The 20,520-nt window shown below is 33.9% G+C and carries 20 protein-coding genes; 3 read left to right on the top strand and 17 right to left on the bottom strand.

Translation table 11 applies throughout. The features are described from left to right. Nucleotides 1-56 precede the first annotated feature (56 nt). On the bottom strand, nt 57-791 hold the full coding sequence (locus IPN70_04230; protein QQS61064.1) for a 3'-5' exonuclease: 735 nt from the start codon (nt 789-791) through the stop codon (nt 57-59). Between the two features lie 178 nt (nt 792-969). Further along, nucleotides 970-1,500 carry a hypothetical protein gene (locus tag IPN70_04225; GenBank protein ID QQS61063.1) on the bottom strand — a complete coding sequence of 177 codons (531 nt, stop codon included), beginning with the start codon at nt 1,498-1,500 and terminating at the stop codon, nt 970-972. Between the two features lie 294 nt (nt 1,501-1,794). Here IPN70_04225 and IPN70_04220 point away from each other — a divergent pair, with 294 nt between their 5' ends. Continuing rightward, a complete protein-coding gene (locus IPN70_04220; protein ID QQS61062.1) occupies nt 1,795-2,331 on the top strand; it encodes a hypothetical protein in 537 nt (178 codons plus the stop codon). A gap of 122 nt (nt 2,332-2,453) precedes the next feature. Here the strand turns inward: IPN70_04220 and IPN70_04215 are convergent, their stop codons facing one another. From IPN70_04215 to IPN70_04180, 8 genes are all read right to left on the bottom strand, one after another. After that, a complete protein-coding gene (locus IPN70_04215; GenBank protein ID QQS61061.1) occupies nt 2,454-3,452 on the bottom strand; it encodes a thymidylate synthase in 999 nt (332 codons plus the stop codon). A gap of 4 nt (nt 3,453-3,456) precedes the next feature. Beyond that, nucleotides 3,457-3,864, bottom strand: a complete 408-nt coding sequence (locus IPN70_04210; GenBank protein QQS61060.1) for a hypothetical protein — start codon at nt 3,862-3,864, stop codon at nt 3,457-3,459. 47 nt (nt 3,865-3,911) lie between these two features. Next, entirely contained in the window at nt 3,912-4,487 is a 576-nt protein-coding gene (gene dcd, locus IPN70_04205; GenBank protein ID QQS61059.1) for a dCTP deaminase, read from the bottom strand. A 177-nt stretch (nt 4,488-4,664) separates the two neighbouring features. Then, a complete protein-coding gene (locus tag IPN70_04200) occupies nt 4,665-5,345 on the bottom strand; it encodes a hypothetical protein (GenBank protein QQS61058.1) in 681 nt (226 codons plus the stop codon). A 191-nt stretch (nt 5,346-5,536) separates the two neighbouring features. Beyond that, nucleotides 5,537-7,321: an aspartate--tRNA ligase gene (gene aspS / locus IPN70_04195; GenBank protein QQS61057.1), complete on the bottom strand. Its 1,785-nt coding sequence runs from the start codon at nt 7,319-7,321 to the stop codon at nt 5,537-5,539. 287 nt (nt 7,322-7,608) lie between these two features. Then, nucleotides 7,609-7,839 carry a hypothetical protein gene (locus IPN70_04190; protein ID QQS61056.1) on the bottom strand — a complete coding sequence of 77 codons (231 nt, stop codon included), beginning with the start codon at nt 7,837-7,839 and terminating at the stop codon, nt 7,609-7,611. An 86-nt stretch (nt 7,840-7,925) separates the two neighbouring features. Then, on the bottom strand, nt 7,926-8,309 hold the full coding sequence (locus IPN70_04185) for a hypothetical protein (protein ID QQS61055.1): 384 nt from the start codon (nt 8,307-8,309) through the stop codon (nt 7,926-7,928). Between the two features lie 88 nt (nt 8,310-8,397). After that, complete coding sequence (locus IPN70_04180; protein QQS61054.1) at nt 8,398-9,330, bottom strand: L-lactate dehydrogenase; 933 nt, start codon at nt 9,328-9,330, stop codon at nt 8,398-8,400. A 61-nt stretch (nt 9,331-9,391) separates the two neighbouring features. On the opposite strand from IPN70_04180, the gene IPN70_04175 reads away from it, so the two are divergent. Continuing rightward, the gene (locus tag IPN70_04175) at nt 9,392-10,357 is read left to right on the top strand and encodes an RluA family pseudouridine synthase (GenBank protein QQS61053.1); all 966 of its coding nucleotides are present in this window, start codon (nt 9,392-9,394) and stop codon (nt 10,355-10,357) included. A gap of 433 nt (nt 10,358-10,790) precedes the next feature. Here IPN70_04175 and IPN70_04170 read toward each other — a convergent pair whose 3' ends face one another. From IPN70_04170 to IPN70_04140, 7 genes are all read right to left on the bottom strand, one after another. Further along, nucleotides 10,791-14,201, bottom strand: a complete 3,411-nt coding sequence (locus IPN70_04170) for an efflux RND transporter permease subunit (protein ID QQS61052.1) — start codon at nt 14,199-14,201, stop codon at nt 10,791-10,793. 5 nt (nt 14,202-14,206) lie between these two features. Beyond that, a complete protein-coding gene (locus tag IPN70_04165; GenBank protein QQS61051.1) occupies nt 14,207-15,352 on the bottom strand; it encodes an efflux RND transporter periplasmic adaptor subunit in 1,146 nt (381 codons plus the stop codon). Nucleotides 15,353-15,367: 15 nt separating this feature from the next. Beyond that, nucleotides 15,368-15,829 carry a MarR family transcriptional regulator gene (locus IPN70_04160; GenBank protein QQS61050.1) on the bottom strand — a complete coding sequence of 154 codons (462 nt, stop codon included), beginning with the start codon at nt 15,827-15,829 and terminating at the stop codon, nt 15,368-15,370. 192 nt (nt 15,830-16,021) lie between these two features. Continuing rightward, nucleotides 16,022-16,246, bottom strand: coding sequence for a hypothetical protein (locus tag IPN70_04155; GenBank protein ID QQS61049.1), 225 nt, complete (start codon nt 16,244-16,246; stop codon nt 16,022-16,024). Between the two features lie 186 nt (nt 16,247-16,432). After that, on the bottom strand, nt 16,433-17,224 hold the full coding sequence (locus IPN70_04150) for a hypothetical protein (protein ID QQS61048.1): 792 nt from the start codon (nt 17,222-17,224) through the stop codon (nt 16,433-16,435). A 372-nt stretch (nt 17,225-17,596) separates the two neighbouring features. After that, nucleotides 17,597-18,025: a hypothetical protein gene (locus IPN70_04145; protein ID QQS61047.1), complete on the bottom strand. Its 429-nt coding sequence runs from the start codon at nt 18,023-18,025 to the stop codon at nt 17,597-17,599. 628 nt (nt 18,026-18,653) lie between these two features. Next, nucleotides 18,654-19,427, bottom strand: a complete 774-nt coding sequence (locus IPN70_04140) for a PD-(D/E)XK nuclease family protein (GenBank protein ID QQS61046.1) — start codon at nt 19,425-19,427, stop codon at nt 18,654-18,656. A 140-nt stretch (nt 19,428-19,567) separates the two neighbouring features. Here IPN70_04140 and IPN70_04135 point away from each other — a divergent pair, with 140 nt between their 5' ends. Beyond that, nucleotides 19,568-20,296, top strand: a complete 729-nt coding sequence (locus IPN70_04135; protein QQS61045.1) for an orotidine 5'-phosphate decarboxylase — start codon at nt 19,568-19,570, stop codon at nt 20,294-20,296. Nucleotides 20,297-20,520 lie beyond the last annotated feature (224 nt).

Here is a 20,520-nt window from a genome sequence, read left to right as displayed (position 1 = left end):
ATGTAATGGGTTAAAAAATATATTTTAAAGAAGTTATTACTCAACTTTCTTAAAAATTATTTTTCTTCTTGTGTATAATAATCCAATGTATAAATCCAATTCTCATCATCTTCTTCATCATTTTCTCTCTGCATTATTTTTGCATTTAAAAGCCAACGTAAATAATTACGATCTTCTTTGGCAATCTCAGATACCTCTCTTCCATTATATTTACCAAATGTAAATTTTTTCATAAGAAGAGCTCGAGAAGAAATATCCATCATTTCTTTAAAAACGAGAGATTCCTCTTTTTTCTCTCTGAGTAAAGAAGAATAATAAAAATCAAAAAGTTTTTCTAAAACCATAACATCCCCCAAAGCATCGTGTGCGATAACATCGAAAATATTCAAGTTATGATAATATCGCAAATATTGAAGGCTATGCTTCGGAATTTCCCCTTGAAAATCCAAATAGTAAGAAACTTTATACGTATCTATATATTGATTTATTTTTATACCCTCTTTTTCAAGCATCTTTATATCAAATGAAGCATTATGAGCAACTAAAATATTTTCTTCAAGAAGTGTTTGTATTGATGTTTTCATTTCTGAATCCAAAAAAGTTTTTTCTTTTTCAACCATTTCATTTGTAATATGTGATATCACCATAGAATCTATCGAGATAGGAACTGGTGGTTTAAAAAATGAATTGAATACTTCACCATTATATTTATAAGCTACTTGAAAAAGTCTATCATTCAATCCTAGTCCCGTTGTTTCCGTATCCAAAAAAACAAGTTTTGATTTTGCCATATGTGTCAATTTTTATTGAAATAGTAATTGTTTAATTTCTTCTTTATGTATTATATCTTCAATAAGGTAATACGAAAAGAAAAAAGCACTTATGTGTAATAACAACAAAAGTGCTTTCTATGAAAATTCGTACAGAAAAAGCCTTATATAAGTCATATTTCTATACAAAAAAATTGTTTTACACCCTCCGAATAACCGGACGGGAGGGAATCTTGTATGATTTTTCCTCAAATTCTTCGAGGAATTGATTCCTCTCTGGAGATGGGCACATCAATTTATTTTCCCAATCTCCATAGACACAGGGTTCTGGTAAAGGAAGATTTGGATCTTCGAGATAATCTTCTTCCTCCATTATTGGTTGTACCAGCTCCCGCTCTTCTTGTGTTAGTGTGTCAGGAATATCTACTCCATCAACACCGAGCACTCTTGAAAAAAGTAGAATGCCCACACAAAAAAGAATGATACCCACAATTCCCAGAATCATTTTTCTCGGATATTTCTTTTGTTCCTCATTTTCTTTTTCTTCTTGAGGAAGGAACATCCAAGGATCCATAATCGGGAAGGCTTTTTTTTTATTTTCATTAAAAAAGAAATTCTCTTCTTCCAATCCAAATCCATCGTTTGGAATGGAGTGACATTTTCCAGAGTCACCTTTTTCATGAAAGTATTCATCTGGAATTTCTGCACATTCTGCTACTATTTTTTTCATTTTTCTGTCCTTTCTCACTATCTTATGGACTATCCAATAAGACGTTCAAAAATTACCATTATTTTATACTATTGTCAATATCTCATTATTCTAAACACACCCTACTCCTGACATATTTTTACAAAAAAGCTTCACAAATAATTATCTTTATGTTATAAGTTGAAACGTTAAGAAAGGATTTCTTTACCAAAAGAATTCTTCTTAGCGAAGTTCTTTTTTTTCACGTTCAAAGTTCATAAGAAATTATAAAAATAATTTCTTATATCTCCAAAGCAAAGCACATAGGTAAAAAAAATGAGTACTTGCAAAAAATGGATGCGCTCCCTTTATAAAAAACCTCTCAAAAAATGTGTTTCCGAAAAAGGAAGGCTTCGAAAACTCCAAGAGGATCTTTCTCAAGTCTTACGAATGAATCCTTTTGATGGGATTCTTCTTTTCTTCACTGCCTTACATTTTTGGCAAGATAGAAAAATTAAAAACCTCATTCTCGAACTCGAAGAAGTTAATTATGGGCAGTTCCATCAAACCATAAAAAACTTAAAAGTTCTCCAAGGCTTCCTCATCGACGTAGAGCAAAATAAAAACGTATTCCAACCAAAAGGTATAGAATTAGAAAAAATTCCCACTCCCGAAACTATCTTTATAAAAGGTAATTCTGGAATGGGGATTCAAACTCTTCGTTTCTGGAAAGAAAAACGTAATGAATACGAACAATCAAATGCATTCGGGAAAGATATTTCTCAATCAGCCTCAAGAGAAATCTCGAGGTTTGTGAGAGAAAATGCGCGACCTATTATAGCGGTCCTCAACCAAATAATTCCCCCCAAATAATAATGCGATAGAAGAAAGTCTAAAGTTCTATCCAAATCTCTCTTTAAGACACTCAAATTTTGAGTGTCTTTTTTTAAAAATACTACTTCGTAAAGCAAAAAATGTAGCAATGTCACGAAAGATTATTTTGTATATTTTTTCCAATTTTTTTTGAAGTCTTTCGTAGAAACGCCTCCTGCTGGAGAAAGTTCGGCACGAATTGCCTTGTGAGCAATGTACCCTTCAAGATGAGCATATTGAGGAAGAAAGTCATCAATATCTCGTACAACATCATCTAGAGAAATTTTTGGGAAAGGGAAAGGCTTTCGCTTCAATTGTTCTTTTACCTGATCCATATGGTTAGCGTATATATGAACATCTCCAAAAGTATGAATAAATTCTCCAACTTCATTACCAGTAACTTTTGCTAAAATATGAGCCAAAAGTGCATAGCTCGCTATATTAAAAGGAACACCTAAAAATATATCGGCACTTCTTTGGTAGAGCTGAAGAGAAAGTTTTTTATTCTTAACATTTACCTGAAACATATTATGGCAAATTGGAAAGCGACAAGCCTCCTTTGGCATTGCCATATCATAAAGATATTCTGGATTCCAAGAATTTACCAAAGTATTATGACAATCAGGATCCTTTTTCATCTCTTCCACAATCCAACGAACTTGGTCTACCGTTCGCCCATTTTTTGCTGGCCATCGCCTCCATAATTCTCCGTAGATTTTTGGGAGCTCTCCATATGTATCCGCAAATCGTTTATCAGTTTTTATTTTTTCTATAAATGCCTTTTTAGTAAGTTTCAAAAGATTCTTTCTCTTTGATTGTTTCTCCAGATATATTTTGTATGGATAATCATTCCAAATTCCCACATTATTCTCTACAAGATAACGAATATTCGATTGTCCCGAAAGAAACCAATGGAGCTCAAAGAGTACACCTTTCCAGAAAACCTCTTTTGTTGTAAGAAGAGGGAATCCTTGAGAAAGATCAAAGCGAATTTGTCTTCCAAAAACACTATGCGTTACAGCGCCAGTACCCTTATCCACCTGCTTAACACCATTTTCTAAAATGTCTTCCATTAAATCAAGATACTGATATTCTTCGTGTTTTTTATTTTTCTCTTGCATATCTTTATTGTTTCATGAGCCACGATTTAGCTGAATTCTCATCTTCATAAAAACGCATTTCTTTGCCTTGTGTCAAGAAGTGAACCGTATCAAAGACGCCCAATGAAGACTTTCGAATAGCTCTCCCAAGTCCAAATGACGCTATCTTATCTACATATTCCATAGCATCCACAAGAAGCATTTCACCAGAAACATCGAGATGGTCATAATCGTCAGACACTTCTCGAAGATCATGAAGAACTTTGACCGTCTTCTCCATTCCTTTCACAGTCATTCCTAATTCCAAAGCATCGCGCTTAAAATCTTTAGCACTTTCTTTTGAAAAAGTTTCTAAGAATTTAACATAAATTATCTTCTCCTCAGGATTCCAAGAAATAGTATAATCTTTATGTTGATATTTCTTTAATTCCATAAAAACAAAAATATATAAAATAAAAACGTCTTACTATTCTAAAAACATTACACTTTCTTTTTTGAATTCTTTTTTGAACTTTCTGTAGAGCTGATAAAATTCTTTTTCCAATTATTACCATTAAATCGTCCTGTTTGAGAATAATCTTTTGAAACAGGCGTTGAGAGCATGCTAAAAGTTAATTGAGCAATTGCCATACCCGGACGAAGAATGATAGGTGCGATATTAAAGTTTGCAAGCTCTAATGTTATATGGAGAAAATGACCAGGATTAATAATTCCAGCAGTATTATGAACAACCAAACCAATCCTCGCTAAAGAACTTTTTCCTGATATCTGAATAAGATATTCACGAGAACCTACATAATCTTTAAGAGTACCCAATACCGTCGTTCTAGGATGAAGAATAAATTCCTCTCCATCAGGTATTTGAATCTCAGAATTTTTAGGAAAAATACCACGAACGGGATCTATTGCTTTCGTTTCATGAGAACTGGTTATAAGAAAAACATTTCCCAAAAGAACATCATAACTCGCTGGTTGTAAACGTTTTTTTTCAAAATCCTTAATTACAATAGAGCCGTCTTCAACCCCTCTTTGTATATCACAGTCAGAAAGAAACATACTTTATAAAGAATATAATTAAAAAAATAAATTCCAAAAAAATACTACACAAAATTTCCTTTTTTAGCAAAAATATAAAGAATTTCATTCAAAATATTAAAGGAATATTTACTCAGTTATTGTTTAAGCATTATTCATTTACATTCTCAATCAAAAAAATGTATTTGTCTTAAAAAACTATTCTAGAGTAAATGTTTTTTCTGTTCCATAATATTCTTCCCAATGCTCATTATAAAAAGCAAACATTCTCTCTAAACGATCTTGAGGAAGCTCTTCAATTCCAACTTCAGACATAATCCTTCTCAAATCTTCTTTCGTTTTTTCAGCATCATTTGGATTCTGTATGATCCTCTCAAATTCAGCTAAATATCCATAGCCAGCATTTCGATCAATACAAACAATCGTACCTTCTCCAAGAGAATATTCTCGACGATCTCTAGACCATTTTGCTTGAACTTTACAATCACATTCCAAAAGTTTTTGATCTAATTCATGAAGAGACAGAGAAACTTCCCCTTCTAGTTCCGCCCGCGCTGTTCCATTGGAACTCGTTGTATCATCAATCGAGGCTTTGAGTACAAATAAAACTTTTTCATCCGCCTTACGAGTCCGTATGGAAATCTGTGAGGCTTTTTCCAAAAGAAATCTCAATCGATCACTATCACCAGATGCTAAAATTGATCCTATTTCTAGAATAATTTTTTCTTTATCTCCTCCAAAAAAGTAATGATTTAATTGACTGTTTTTTCCTATTTCTTTCATTTCTGAAAATTTTTCTTTCAATTTTTCCAAAAAAATATCCGCTGATTCTTTTGATCCTAATAAAGTTTTTATCTCTATTTCATATTTTTGCTCCATATATTTTCATTTACTCAATTATTTTTTACAAAAGGTTTTCATTTCCTCTTTCATAACATACCCTTCTACCATAAGATAGAGTATTTCTTAAAAGAATCATCTTATTTAGAAATTTTATTTTTTAAGCGAAATAAAAAGAAATTCAAATTTCAATGCCATGCATTATTTCGCAAGCTACAAGATACCTAATGCTATCTCGCTAAACGTATATTTGTTTCCCGAAGCTGCTTACTATCAATTTCCGAAGGACTATTCATCATAAGATCTCTTCCTCGGCCATCTTTAGGAAAAGCATAGATATCACGAATAGAATCAAGATCATGAAGGACCATAAGGATTCGATCAATTCCAGGAGCATTTCCTCCATGAGGAGGTGCTCCGTACTGAAATGCTCGAATAAGTGCTCCGAACCTTTTATCAACTTCTTCCTTAGTATATCCAGCTATTTCGAAAGCCTTATACATAATTTTTGGATCATGATTTCGAATAGCACCACTAGAAGCTTCAAATCCATTAAGAACCAAATCATATTGATATGCCAAAATATCCAATGGATCTTTTTCTTCCAGAGTTTTCATTCCACCTTGAGGCATAGAAAAAGGATTGTGTTCAAAATCAAGTCTTCCCGGCTCAATTTCTGAATGAGAATACATAGGGAAGTCCACTATCCAGCACCACACAGCTTTTGTATTATCTTTAAGACCTAAACGCTGAGCACACTCATTTCGCACAGCACCCAAAGCTGAACAGACTGTTTTCCAAGAATCCGCACTAAAAAAGATAATATCCCCCGTTTTAGCTTTAACTTTTTGAACAATCTCTTTGGCTAATTCGTTTCCTAAAAACTTTACAATGGGCGACTGAAGTTCTCCGCCATCTCTTACAATAATATAGGCCAAGCCCTTAGCGCCTTTTGTTTTAGCAATTTCCGTGAGCTCATCAATATCTTTCCTGCTCAATTTTGAACCTTCATCCACTTTCATAGCATGAACAACACCGCCATTTTCAATAGCCTGAGAAAAAACCGAGAAACCACAACCGGAAACCATTTCTGTTATTGGAAAAATTTCCAAATCAAAACGAAGGTCTGGCTTGTCGATACCATAACGAGTCATAGCTTCTTTCCATGCAAGTTTGATGAAGCGTCCATCTGGATTAAGGCGTGTAACCTTTTTATTTGAAAAATTTTCTGTTAATTCTATCATCAATGGTTCCATGATTTGAAAAATATCATCCTGAGTTACAAAACTCATCTCCATATCCAATTGATAAAATTCTCCATAGTGCCTGTCCATACGAGGATCTTCATCTCGAAAACAGGGTGCTATTTGAAAATATCGATCCACACCTCCTACCATAAGAAGTTGCTTAAATTGCTGAGGTGCTTGCGGAAGTGCATAAAACTTTCCTGGATGAAGCCGAGAAGGAATGAGAAAATCTCGAGCTCCCTCCGGAGAAGAATTCGCCAAAATTGGCGTTTGCACCTCGATAAAACCACGTGTGTGAAAATATTCACGCATATGTCGAATATAATGATCTTTGAGTTTCAATAATTTTTGCAATGCTGGACGACGAAGATCCAAAAAACGATACTGTAAACGTATATTTTCATTTGATTCTTCAGCCTTTTCTTCATCAATTTCAAATGGTAGAACTTTTGATTCATTGAGAATTTCTAATTCTTTTACACCAATTTCAATAGAGCCCGTATCAATTTTGGGATTAATCATATCCTGAGGTCGACTCAAAATACTTCCAGTTACTTTTAGAACCCATTCACTTCGAATATGTTCTGCGTTCTTCCATGATACTTCATGTATTTCTGGATCAAATTTTATTTGAGTAAGTCCGTATCTATCTCGAAGATCTACAAAAATAACTCCTCCATGGTCTCGTCTTCTATGTACCCAACCAGTTAAAGTTACTTCTTTCCCTACATCGTTTGCACGTAATTCTCCGCACGTATGTGTTCTCATAAAAGCTGAAATGCGCCTGTCATTTTATTTGACATAACGCTTTTATACAACAAAATATTCTCGACAAAGTATACGCAATAAACTAACTTTTGGCAAATAAAAAATTTATTCTCGACAAGGAACATAACCATTTTCCCTTTTCTCAATTTAAAAATATTCATTTTAGCCCTATAAAAATTGTGAGATATTTTCAAATTTTAACACTATCTTTCAGATATACTTCAAAAAATAAAATCTATTATATTCTACCCATCTCAATCAAATAATGCCTTCTTCTATTCTAAGAACTATGCCTTTTTATATATTTCAACAGAAAGACCTATCATCGAAACAATAAAGATTATCAAAAGAATGGCCATAAAATAGAAATCGTATCCAGAATAACAAGGAAGAGAATTTCCGAGATTTTGTTCACATGGAAAATATGTATGTATTATTTTTCCCAAAGAAAAAATATAACTCTTTTCTAAAAATAAAAGGAGAAAGGATCCTAAACTAAATGCAATATATTTCTTCATTTTTCTATACTAAGTAAATTATTTCTCTTCAAAAATACTTTTACTCCCTAAAAGTATTATCGCTACTCCAAAGGTCTCTCTAGATCCTATTTATGAGCTTCATCAAAACAATCCTCCTCCCACGTTCGAAGACATTTCTGTTTTTCTTCACACCAAGTATACCCAGCAGAACCAATACAACCATATTCATCTCTATCATTCCCTACCAATGGTAACTGAGCTTCTTCTGTTAGAATCTCCACAAAAGAACGCCCGTCTTGAGTCATACATCCTCTTGGATAGGATTCCATTATCGGATTTCCCGCTAAAACACATTCATCAAAATTCGTAATAGAAGTTTGATTATTTTTCACTTTCACCGAGGAAGGTTCTTGCGCTTTATGAGGAAAACTAAGAAACCAAAATGATCCTATCCCAAAAAAAATTAAAGCAATTCCCATAAAGATGATAACCTTTTTTTGATCAGACATATTTTTATACTATTACTTATAAAAGATAACGAGAATCATCTCCTCTTACAGGAAACCTATTCACAAAACCTCTATTTGAAAATATTTTTTATGTTTTTGATGTTAAGTCCAAAGAAGCAATGACTTCTTTTAGTGTATCTGCTGATTTCTTGAGTAACGTCAATTCTTCATCCGAAAATACCACACACAAATGCCCCGCAACACCTTCTTTTCCAACCACAACAGGAATACTCAAGCATACATCCGATATACCAAATTCACCCTCTATAAAATGTGAAATTGGAAGTATGACTCTTTTATCTTTAATAATAACATTACATAAGTGAGATACTACAGCACCGATCGCATAATAGGTTGCTTGCTTCCCTTTAATAATAGCATATGCTGCATTTTTTGCCTGGGAAAATATCTCGTCCTTTTCTTCTTTTGTAAGTAATCGACAAGTATCAAGACTCATAGATCCTGTAGTAGCTGTCGACCAATACGGCACTTCAGAATCTCCATGTTCTCCTACAATATAAGCAGTAATACTCTTAGAATTTACACGCAGTTTTGCTCCCAATAAATATCGAAAGCGAGAGCTATCCAACATTGTTCCCGTTCCTATTATTTGTCGCTTTTTTTCTGGAAACATTTGTATTGCTAGATAAGTAAGAACATCAACGGGATTTGTAACCATTATCAGCATAGCGTCTGGATTTCGAGAAAATATTTCAGGGACAACTTTTTGTACTATTCTGGCATTATCCTGAATTAAATCCAATCGTGATTGCCCTTCTTTCTGAGCAGATCCAGCACAGAATACTACGATTTGACTATCTGAGAAATCCTCATAAGATCCAGCTCTTACCTGCGTTGAACCAAAAAATGAAACGCTATGCTGTAAATCCATAGCCTCAGCTTCCGCTAATTCTTTATTAATATCTACAAGGACTAATTCTTCAGCAACATCTTTAGCAATAAGACTATAAGCACTTGTGGCCCCCACCACCCCCGCTCCAACTATCGTTATTTTATTCATATCTAAAAAAATAGGTTTACAGGTTATCATTTACCGTTTACAGTAAACATAATACTCTCTTATGAAAAAATCTTCCATCTTTATTCCTATCGACAAAAACATTGGACAACGTCTCGATGTTTTTTTACACACTCATTATCCTGATCGATCTCGATCATCCCTTGTCAAAGAAATAAGAGAAGGGGCTGTAAAAATCAATCATGAAAAGAAAAAACCTAGCTATATCTTAAAAAAAGATGATCTCCTCGAAGTTGCTTTTTTAGAAGATGTGTCCCCGCACACTATTAAAAAAAACTTTACTCTAAAAATCCCTGTTCTCTTTGAAAATGAATTTTTTATCATCATTAATAAACCTCCAGGTATTCAGGTTCATCCTTCGAGTACTGAAAAAGAAAACACTCTTGTTAATTGGGTTGCTGCTCAATATCCGGATATTTTAACTGTGGGTGAAGATTTAACTCGTCCGGGAATCGTTCATAGACTCGACAAAGATACTTCAGGCATTCTTGTTATAACGAAAACGAATGATTCCTTCAAAAAATTCAAAAGCCTCTTTGCCTCAAGAAATATTCAGAAAGAATATCTTGCTCTTGTCTATGGCATTCCAAAAGAAACAAAAGGAATTATAGATCAATCTATCGCACGTTCTGCCAACTTTCGAAAACAAACTATACCAACTGGTCGTGCAAAGTGGAAAGGAACTCCTCGACAGGCGATCACAAAGTATCAAATCATCAAAAAATTTTCATCCTCTCTCAAAGCTACAAAATTCTTCTCTCTTCTTAAATTTTATCCAAAGACAGGAAGAATGCATCAGATACGTATTCATGCATCCTTTATTGGACATCCAGTAGTTGGTGATAAACTTTATAAACGAAAAGAATTTAAAAACGATCAAAGTGCACCACGACAACTTTTACACGCTTACAAAATATCGTTTATTTTCGAAAAAGAAAAATATTCTTTTACCACCCCTATCCCATCAGACTTCGAAACTTTTCTTCAAAATTTAAAAATATCTTCTTAAAAATATTTCCACAAAAAATATCTCCTTTTCTCTAAAAACATTTTATAGCGAAAGGATTGTTTTTCTTTTCCCCCCATAGGCCCATCTTCCCTATTCACTTTTAAAAAAACTTGACAAATTATTATTTTTAATGTATCTTATCTGGTTCAGTTTGAAAAAGATACTCTCTAAGAATCCATAATTTAAACACTATGCAGGAAATACTTCAACTCATTGATATGGCTTTAATCGCTATTACCTTTGGTTTTCTCTATTTGTTTTTAGCGCTTGTATTATTTGGGATCGCCAATAGTCGTTAAATAAAAAGGTTCTCCTCTTTTTTACTTTCATTTTTCACAAAAACCCCTCAAAATTTAAAGAGGGGTTTTTCTATCCAAGTATTTCTTTAAATTTAAATTTTCTAGAGACATTCTTCTCTAAAGATTTACCTTTCTCATAAAATCATTTTTTCTTTTCTACTCGCCACAACGACATAAAGGACTGGCACAACAAAGAGCGTTAGAAAAGAAGATACCGAAAGTCCAAAAATAACCGCCGATCCCAAAGCCATCCACGTTTCATTGGAAAGTGTAATAGGAAGGATTCCTGCGATAGTACAAAATGAAGTTATCATAATAGCTTCTAATCTCGACTTTCCCGCATCAACAATTGCTTCAGAAAAAGAAATTTTTGCATTTAAATTAAGATTAATTTTATCAATAAGAATAATGGCATTTTTTACCACGATACCAAAAAGCGCGAGGATTCCAATGAGTCCAGGAAAGCTCAGATTCACTCCAAGAAGTGCCATTCCAACGAAAACTCCGATAAGCGCCAAAGGTAAAGTTACCAAAACGATACATGCTTTTCTAAAGGAATTAAATTGAATTACTAAGGTTGAAACAATTAATATTCCTGCGATAGCCATTGCTTGAATAATAGAAAGTACCGATTCTGCATTTTGCTCATTTTCTCCACCATAAGAAATAGAATATCCATCAGGAAGTGTATATTCTTTAGCCATTTTCTCTTGAAAAACTTTTACGAGTTGTGTAGAGCTAATCATCGTTGTTACTCCCGAGGTAAGAAGAACCGTTCTTTTTTGATCAATACGAGAAATAGAATCCACCGAAGGAATAAGTTGTATAGTAGCTACATCTTTTAAAAATACTGGTTGTTTTTGTGTATTAAGAATTTGTAAATTCTGTATAGCATCTAATGTTGGTATCCTCGTTTCATCAAAACGTGCAACCACATCAATATCTTTATTTTCACGAATAACCGTAGTGACTTTTGTTCCAGAAATAGCTGTTCGAAGAGTACTTCCCACTAAGAGAGCATTCAAATTATATAGCTCCATTTTAGATGTATCTAAAGAAAAAGTATATTCCGCAGAAGAATCCCTCAGAGAAATATCGCTATTCACAACGCCAGGTATTTCTTTCAAAATTAACTTGAGATCATTAGCAATCTTATCTAATGTCTGTAAATCATCTCCTATAATTTCAGCCTGAAAAGCTGCTCCGGAAGGAGGTCCTCCTCTTGGTGCTTCTACTACGATAGTTGCGCCCTGAATATCTTTGATAGTATCACGGATACTCTGCGCAATTTGTTCCGATGTTTTTTCTCTCTCTTCGGGATTAACTAATTGAACAGAAATAGAAGCAACATTCGACGTATTCTGAGACACCCCACCACCACTAGAAGCTCCTGGATTTCCTACTAAAGTAGAGAAATTCTCTATTTCCTGAAAACCAAGAAGTCGTTCTTCAACTTTTTGAACCACCTTATCTGTCTGGTCGATAACAACTCCTGCTGGAGCTCGAAATGAAATAGAAAGAGTATTACCATTGGATTCTGGAAAGAATTCCGTTTTTACTACGCCAGTAACGGGTAATAACACAGAAAGAACAAATATTACAAAAACTCCTCCCAGAAAAAGCATCTGACGTTTTTTTGTCAAAAGCACTTTACGAAGATATTTCTCATACAAAGGAAGGATGTGATCGAATGAAATAATGCCATGAATAAGGCGATCTTTAAAAGAACTATGCGCTTCTCTATTTCCTTGATAGGCAAGTTTTTCTTTTATGAGGTCATCATCTATTGACTCTTTATCTACAAGATCTTGATTCATTTTAAGGATTCGAACTCCCTTGAAAAAATACCATCGGAGCATTCCCACGGAAAGAATGAAAGAAATAAGAGCGAGAGCATACCCCCAAAGAACATTTTGTGTCGCCCCAAACATACCCATTCCAAAAAGAATGAAAAAGAAAGAAAAAAAGACTCCTTTCGTTAAACGAACACGTTCCAACAATGCTGCCATTGGAGGATTGATCGCTATAGCTACTAAGAGAGAAGATGATAATGTTATAGATACTGTAATAGGAATTGATTTAATAAATGCCCCAATCATTCCACTGGCCATAAGTAATGGTAAGAAAGCCCATACTGTAGCGAGCGTTGTAGAAAGAAGAACTATTTTATAATCATTTAAAACTAAAAGAACAGCTTCCTCTGGTGTAAATTTTCCCGTACGCATATATTGTTTTATAGCTGAAACAACAACAATGGCATCATCTACCAAGAGACCAAGAGAAAGAAGGAGAGAAAAAAGAGAAAGAAAGTTAAGAGAAGTTCCCAAAGAAAGCATTATTCCAAAAGTAATGAAAAAAACTAATGGAATAGCAATGCCCGCCACAAGAGCTTCTTTAAGACCAACGAAAAGAAAAAGAATGAAAAAAACTAATCCCACTGTTAAGAAAAAATCGTGCGTTAACTGAGAAAAATCTTCATTAATTTGCTCAGACATATCCAATGTCGTCTCATAAGCAACACCCGAAGGAAAGGTTTTTATCATCGAGTCTATACGCTTTTTTGACTCACTCACTACATCAATAATATTCCCCCCTGTTCTTTTCACCACTTGAATAATAACAGCACTACTTGGTTCTTCTCCTCCTGCAGAAATTCGAGAGAGTATCGTTTTTTCAATAGCTTTTTCAGAAACAGTTGCTACATCTTTTACAAAAATAATAGCCCCGTCTTGCGTATGGGACAAAGGAATTTCTCCTATAGATTTCACATCAAAAAATCGCCCTTCCACACGAACAGGATAGTTAAATTCCTTTCCTTCAAAATTTCCAGCAGGAACAGCACGGTTTGTTCCACTTATTGTTTGATTTGCCTGATCCACGCTAATACCAAAAAATGCTAATTTTTGAGGATCATAAGCAACTTCAAATTCTGTTTGATCTCCCCCTGAAACAGTCACCTCTCGAACATCAGGAATTTTTTCCAATTCAGATTGAATTTTTTCTCCCCAAGTACGCAAAGAGAAATCATCGTATGGTCCAGTAAGAGCAAAAGTAACTACGGGAGTATTATCAAAAGAAATCTCCATAAGCTGGGGATCATTCGCTTCTTCAGGAATATCTGAACGAATAGTTGCAAGTTTATCTCGCAAGTTTCGAATAGAATCATCCACATCCTGATTTGCTTCAAATTCAACCGCTACAGAAGAAAAAGAGTTAGAAGAATTTGAAGTAACTCTATTTATACCACTTATACTTGAAATACTTGTTTCGATTTTTTTCGTCACCAATTCCTCCATATCTGTTGGAGAAACGCCTGGGTAGGTAACGGTAATAACCGCAACGGGAATTTTTACCTCCGGATTTGATTCTCGAGGCAAATTCAAAAAAGCATATATTCCCCAAAAAGAAATAAGAAGTACGAGAAGAGTAACAACGCGAAAGTTCTCTACAAAAAAATTAAGCCATGTTTTTCGTAATTCTGGACGAAACTCTAACTGTTTAAGATAAAGAGAGTCGGAAGAAAATTGTTGGGATTTTTTTTCCATATATATTATTTCGAGAGAGAGACATTATCTCCATCCCGTACTAATTTATTTCCAGAAACAATAACCTTTGCATCTCGAGGGAGATCTATTTTTATTTCAGCCATTTCTCCGACTACACGAGACACTTCCACAACAACGCGTCGAGCTCGTTCATTCTCTACGATAAAAATATTATTTTCATTTTGTCCAAATGTAATTGCAGAAATAGGAAGAAGGATATTTTCTTCCATTTGAGGCTTTTGTTCAAAAGAAAATTCTGCCGAAACAATAGTTCCCAATAATAACTCTTCTGTTTTTTCTTCAGGAGAAGCTTCTACGAGAAAACGTCGTGTTATAAGATCTGCTTGTGGTGAGATATTTTCCACACGTGCTTTATACACTTTTCTATTTCCATCCATAAAACTAAACACTGTACCTTTTTGAAAAAAAGTAAAATGATTTTGATCTACATAAAGTCGGAGCTTCGCACTCTTTGTTTTGCTTATCGTGGCCAATGTTTCTCCGGGAGTAACATAATCCCCAACAGAAACTAAAATATTCGTCACATAGCCTTCAAGGGGGCTTGTGACAAGGTGATTATCTAATAAACTCTGAAGAGCAATTTCGGCATTTTCTTTTTCAAGTTTTGTCATATCAATCTGAAGTTTTGCCGATCTTACTTGATCTTTTGTAACTGTTTTTAAAAGAGTGTCATCATCTTCTTGTTCTTCATAAATCTTTTTTAGACTTTGATAATTTCTTTCAGCAATATCAACAGATTTTTGAGCTTTTTCTTTATTGATATTAGCTTGCTGAAGTTCTTTACTCTGAAAATTTTCGACGTTAGAAGAACGAGAATTTCCTGTATCATCAATTTTTGTCAAAAAAGATCCTGGAAGAACATGGTCCCCTAACGAAATATTCAAAACGGAAATAGTTCCTGCTGATTTAGCAACAATATCGGATTCTTGGTTTCCAATGACAGTAGCAGGATACGTAACTAGCTGAGGAAATACACGACTTTCTTCTATTGACTGCGTAGTAACAACAATCGACTTCGTTGTTGTGTCTTGCTCTTGAGAAACTTCCTGTTTTGGAGAAAAATATATCGCAGAACCAAAAACTCCAATGAGAAGAAGAACACCCAAAATAAAACGAATAGATTTTTTCATATTTCTTATGTTCACTTATTTCTCAAATATTTTACTCAATGACTTTTCTTGTAAATCCAAAAAAGAATTTAATTTCTGAAAAAATTTTAATTCACTTTCTAATTCTTCTTTAGAAAAAAAACTTTCCAAACAAATACGGGCTTTCTCAAATCGAATTCTCACATCTTCAACTTTTTTCTTCCCTTTTGGCGTAATAAAAAGAATAATTTTTCTTCCATCTTCTTTTGAACGTTCTCGACGAAGAAATCCTCGTTTCTCTAACATCTGTACCCTTTGCGCAATATTAGATTTTTTCGATTTCAATAAATTTTGCAAATCACTCGCAATATAAATATCTTCTTTTGCAATAGCTTCTAATATTCGAAAGCTTATAAGAGACATTTTCATAGGAATAAAAACACATTTTTCAGCGAGCGTTTCTAGTCGATGAGCTGTCTGAATAAGCGTCTCCCCTGAAAACAAAAATTTTCTTGTCATAGAACATTTTCAAAAACTATTCAACCATTTAAATAGTTTACCAATAAACTATTTTTTGTCAAATAATTTTTAAAAAAAATACATACTTAAAGCCATCTTATAAACATTTTTCAAAAAATCTTTCTATACAAATATATGTATTTTTTTCAATTAAAAAAGCGATCTTATGTAAAATGATCGCTTTATAAAATATTATCGAGGATGGTACACGATAAACATCCATCCTGATAATTCATGAATTTCATGTTCAATGATTTCTCCTTGAACTGAAATTTTCATCTCTGGAGAAATTTCTTTCTCTCCACTTTCATCAAAGAACTTCACGGTGAGTGATGATCGGTACGCCCATCCTACTTTCTTCACTACACACGGAATCTTATCAAACATAACCATCATTACTCTTCTTGATCTTTTCATTGACAAATCTTCCCTTTTGGATTTCTTTGGTGGTACCACTTACACGCAAGTGACTCTTTCTCTATACCATATAAAAAATAAAAAAGTAAAGAAAAATACCAATGAAAAGAAAATTTTTCCATAAAAAAACTCACATTCATTCTGTTTTTACAGAAAAAAATGTGAGTTATTAGGAACACTTTCTCTTTATGGGGCTAATGCACGCCATCCATACGCAGTCGAATACAAGGCCGCTTTTCCATTTAGAGTGTCATTTCCAGGTGGTGCGACGATAGTTATTTGCCCGTTAACGCCAGGAAAAATTTCAAGACTTCCTGCCAAAGAAACTCCTCCGGCATTATTAACGGCGATCCTTACAGGACTTGCATTCTCAACTTTTCTCCAAAGTTCAGTCACAAGATTTCCTTCATCGGATTTATTTCGCTCTATCCGTCGCCAAGCCAAAGTTTTTTGGTCTGAAGATAGAGTCAAAAGATCTATCCACGCCTCTCTCGTACTCACAGGATTTGCATACTCTCTCACCTTTTGTACAGGTGTATATCCAGAACAAACTTCATCTTTACATCCAATTTTATATACTCCGTAGGTACATATCCAATGAGAAGTACATGCCCATCCTCCAAAAAAAACGACGCCCCCTTCGATCTTCTTTGTCCCCATAAAGATCGAACCTATAGCAGGACTTCCAAAGATTCCACCAAATCGTCCCCCTTCATAAATAGGAGTTCCTGTCGGTGGTCTCGTCTCATTATTTACTCCCTTTACCAAATCCATCGATTGGATAACAGCTCCATTCATATGAATTCTTCGAAGGTGAGAAACAGGGAAATTGGAAGTGATTGAAATAACTCCAAAAGACTCTGTTCCAGCCACACGAAATAGAGGTGCTGACGTAGAATGCCAATCGAAAGAATTAGCATTTGCTCCATTTACAGCAATACTGCAGATGAAAAGAAAAAGTGTACACAACAGTTTCATGATACTGATCTCCGAGGAAATTTTAGATTAGCCTTTTTTTCGGCCCCAAGACTCGCAGATTGGATTCGTGCAAGTCTATTTGACCGAAAAATTTTTCTTCTTAAAGAACTTTCGAACATATAATCTTTCAATGTTTTACCTTTTTTGTCAATATCAACAATGTTTATACCATCAAAGAATTATAACCGAATTTCCTTTGAAATAAATAGTTATACCTGTTTTTCTTTAGATATTTTATAAAAATTTGTATTAAAAACTCATTCTTCTTAACTTCATCCATCTATTGTTAAAAAGAAAAAAGACGGAATGTATAAAAACATTTACCGTCTTTTAGAATTCAATATCTTTTTCGCTTTTCATTAGTTTAGCACCTCACTTCAGAGTATACTGAGCAACGATTCCAGAGAATCTTCTTCTCATTTGAGAAGACAACCAACACTCATAGTGCTGGAAAAGACTATCTGGATTCTCATCAGAAAGTTTTGCTAACTCTCTGAGAGGTATGTGCGAGAGTGTAAAGAAGACTTGAAACTGAATAAAATGTGATTCAGTTATTCTTTCTCTCGCAAGTTCGTAAAGCCGATGGTGTGCTCGTTGAAAATGCTCAAGCCCACCATGATCAATCCATTGATCCACAAGGTCAAGAATTTCCGGTTCTTTCCCAAGTCGCTTCCATGCATATTCCCTATTCTCTTGACTCAAAATTCTCCAGTCTTGAGCAAGAAAAATAAGATATAGAAAGTGAACCTCAGGAATCCGCCAAAGACTCCTCATGTATTCATCAAACATCAAACGTTTCATCTGAAGTACTCCTAATTAAAAAGAACCTCTTACAAAGACTGTTTTACTCTCTTTTTGTCAAGTTGTAAAGGGTGAGTTATGCACCGTCCGAAAAAGAACGTTTTTTATTTAAAATAAAGCTTATTTTATGATTATAAAGAGAATTTTATTTTGACAGAGATATTAAAATATGGTACAATATGGGAGTTGAAAGTTCTTTAAACAAAACAAGGAGAGAGACTATGTCTATCCTTTTAAAGGTTCTTTCTGAGGGTCCAGGTACAAAAAATTTTGTTGTGTTTGGATTTTCACACTCATAGCACTCTTAGCGAGTGCTACCTACCTTATGTTAGGAGCGCACTACCTATGGTGGTAATCCCAAAAAAAATCGCTTATGCTGAAGATTTCTTCTCTAGGCGATTTTCTTTTTCTTCTCGTATTTTTAGCAATATTTGACAAGGAAAATAATGAGATTATACTAGAGATAGTTCTTTACGTTCATAAAATTATTTTCTAAGAAAATTCTCAATTTTCACATCCTCTCTCATCACCCAAACCCTTCGAGAATTCCCTCTCAAAAAATAATTTTATAAACACCCCACACACAACTATCTCAACGTAGATAGTTTTTTTATTAAGAAAAACTTTATTAAATATATTCTACAAAATCTTCTTGTTCGGATTGCTTTACAGCTTTTATATACGCACAATAATCGCAATTTCGAGAAGCCTTTGGCAACACGCCTCTCATAAGACAATCATGAGATTCTAAAAGAACATCTTCTATCCAAGAATCATTTCCCGTATAAGGAATAATTTTTATATCAAATTCTAATTTCCCATCAAATGCTTTTCTATCAGTTTTTCCATTACAATAGACGAAATAACCTGTGTTAGAAACTTCAAAACCATTCTTTCTCATAAGCCATTGGTATATTTCCATCTGTCTTTTATATCCAATTTGCCACTCAGCATTAATATTTACCTCACCCACTTTACTTGTTGCTTTATAATCTACAACAAAAATAACACCCGCATCGTCTATCCAAAGGTCGTCTACTGCTCCAGTAACTTTGAAATTCGTTTCTTCATGAAGAAATTGCACTCCTTTAAAATTCTCCCTCCATTCATCTATCTTTTCATGTGAAAAAGGGATGAGGTTTAATTCATAATTTTCAGCTAAAGGATGAATTGATTTTTTAACTCGATGTTCATCAAACTCTTTTTTAAGAAGATGGTCTACTGCAGAATTAAGCTGAAAGGGAAATCCTGGAGGTCTTCCCACTCCCAAACGTCTATCAAGATAAAAACATCGTTGACAATTCAAAAAAAGATCAATTTTCGACCGACTTATTTTAAAAGGTTTTTTCGATTCAGGATCAAAAAGATTTTTTACCCTTTTTGCTCTATAATATTTTGACATATTTCTTATATTTTTTAATAGTATTCTAAAACAGTATCATCCCAAAAAAAACCTTGCAATATACGTTCATTCCTTTATAGTAATCATTATGCTAAAAAAGCATATACAAGTTCCTTAAACAATAGCAGGGAGATACTCTCGTGAATAACCCTAAAATCATCGTTGATCTTGATCATTTTTACACCCAAACGCAAGCTTTAGCTTTTGCAATGTATATTGATCCCAATCAAATAGGTCTTCGTATAGGATTGAGTCTTTTTGTCCGAACAGGGCCTGATATAATAAAACACCTCACCAAAAGAGGGTTTCAAATATTTCTTGACCTCAAATTTAATGATATACCTGAGACCATGGTAAGAGCCATCCATTCTTTGTCTCATCTCGAAATTTGGATGCTAAGTGTAAGTGCTTTCAGTTCAACGAAAGGTCTTCATGCTATAAGAAATTATGTTAATACTATGAAGCATAGTATTAAGCCTCTTCTTATAGCCGAAACGGTTTTATCAAATTTAGATCCTCAAGATCTCAACGAAATTGGATTTCTTCCAAAAACCGAAATTCAAATTCAACGCCTTGCCAAAATTGCATTTCGATCACAATTTGAGGGTATTATCTGTCCTCCAAAAGAAATTCTTGGTATTCGAAAAATTCCAGGAATTGAAAAGGATTTTCTTCTTCTCGTCCCTTTTGAAAACTATTCGGATAAAAGAACTCATCAGAGTAATCGAATTCTTTCTCTTCGAAAAATATATCAAAATGGAGGAGAACATTGCATTTTAATGGTTGGACAAGAAATTATTCACTCGGTCGATCCTATGCAACATCTCGAGGATATCTCTAAAGATATTCCGAATTTCTCTTTTTCATAATAAAAACAAAAATCCTCTTTTTGTATAGTTCTTTTTTTAAAAGAAACGACATTATTTCGTTTCTTTTTTTATATTTCAAGAAAAACAAAAACAGAGATTTTCTCCCTGTTTTTCAAAAAAAGTTTATCACAACTTTGTGCGACCAGCCCCACGGGACTCTCTCGACCGTAGGTTGGTCTTACATACCCAATAAAGAATATGTAAGTGTTCACCATTATCTCCCT

This window comes from Candidatus Moraniibacteriota bacterium, from assembly GCA_016699795.1.
Classification (GTDB): Bacteria; Patescibacteriota; Minisyncoccia; order Moranbacterales.
The sequence above is the reverse complement of the archived record's forward strand: the minus strand, read 5'-3'. Positions and strand labels throughout refer to the sequence as shown.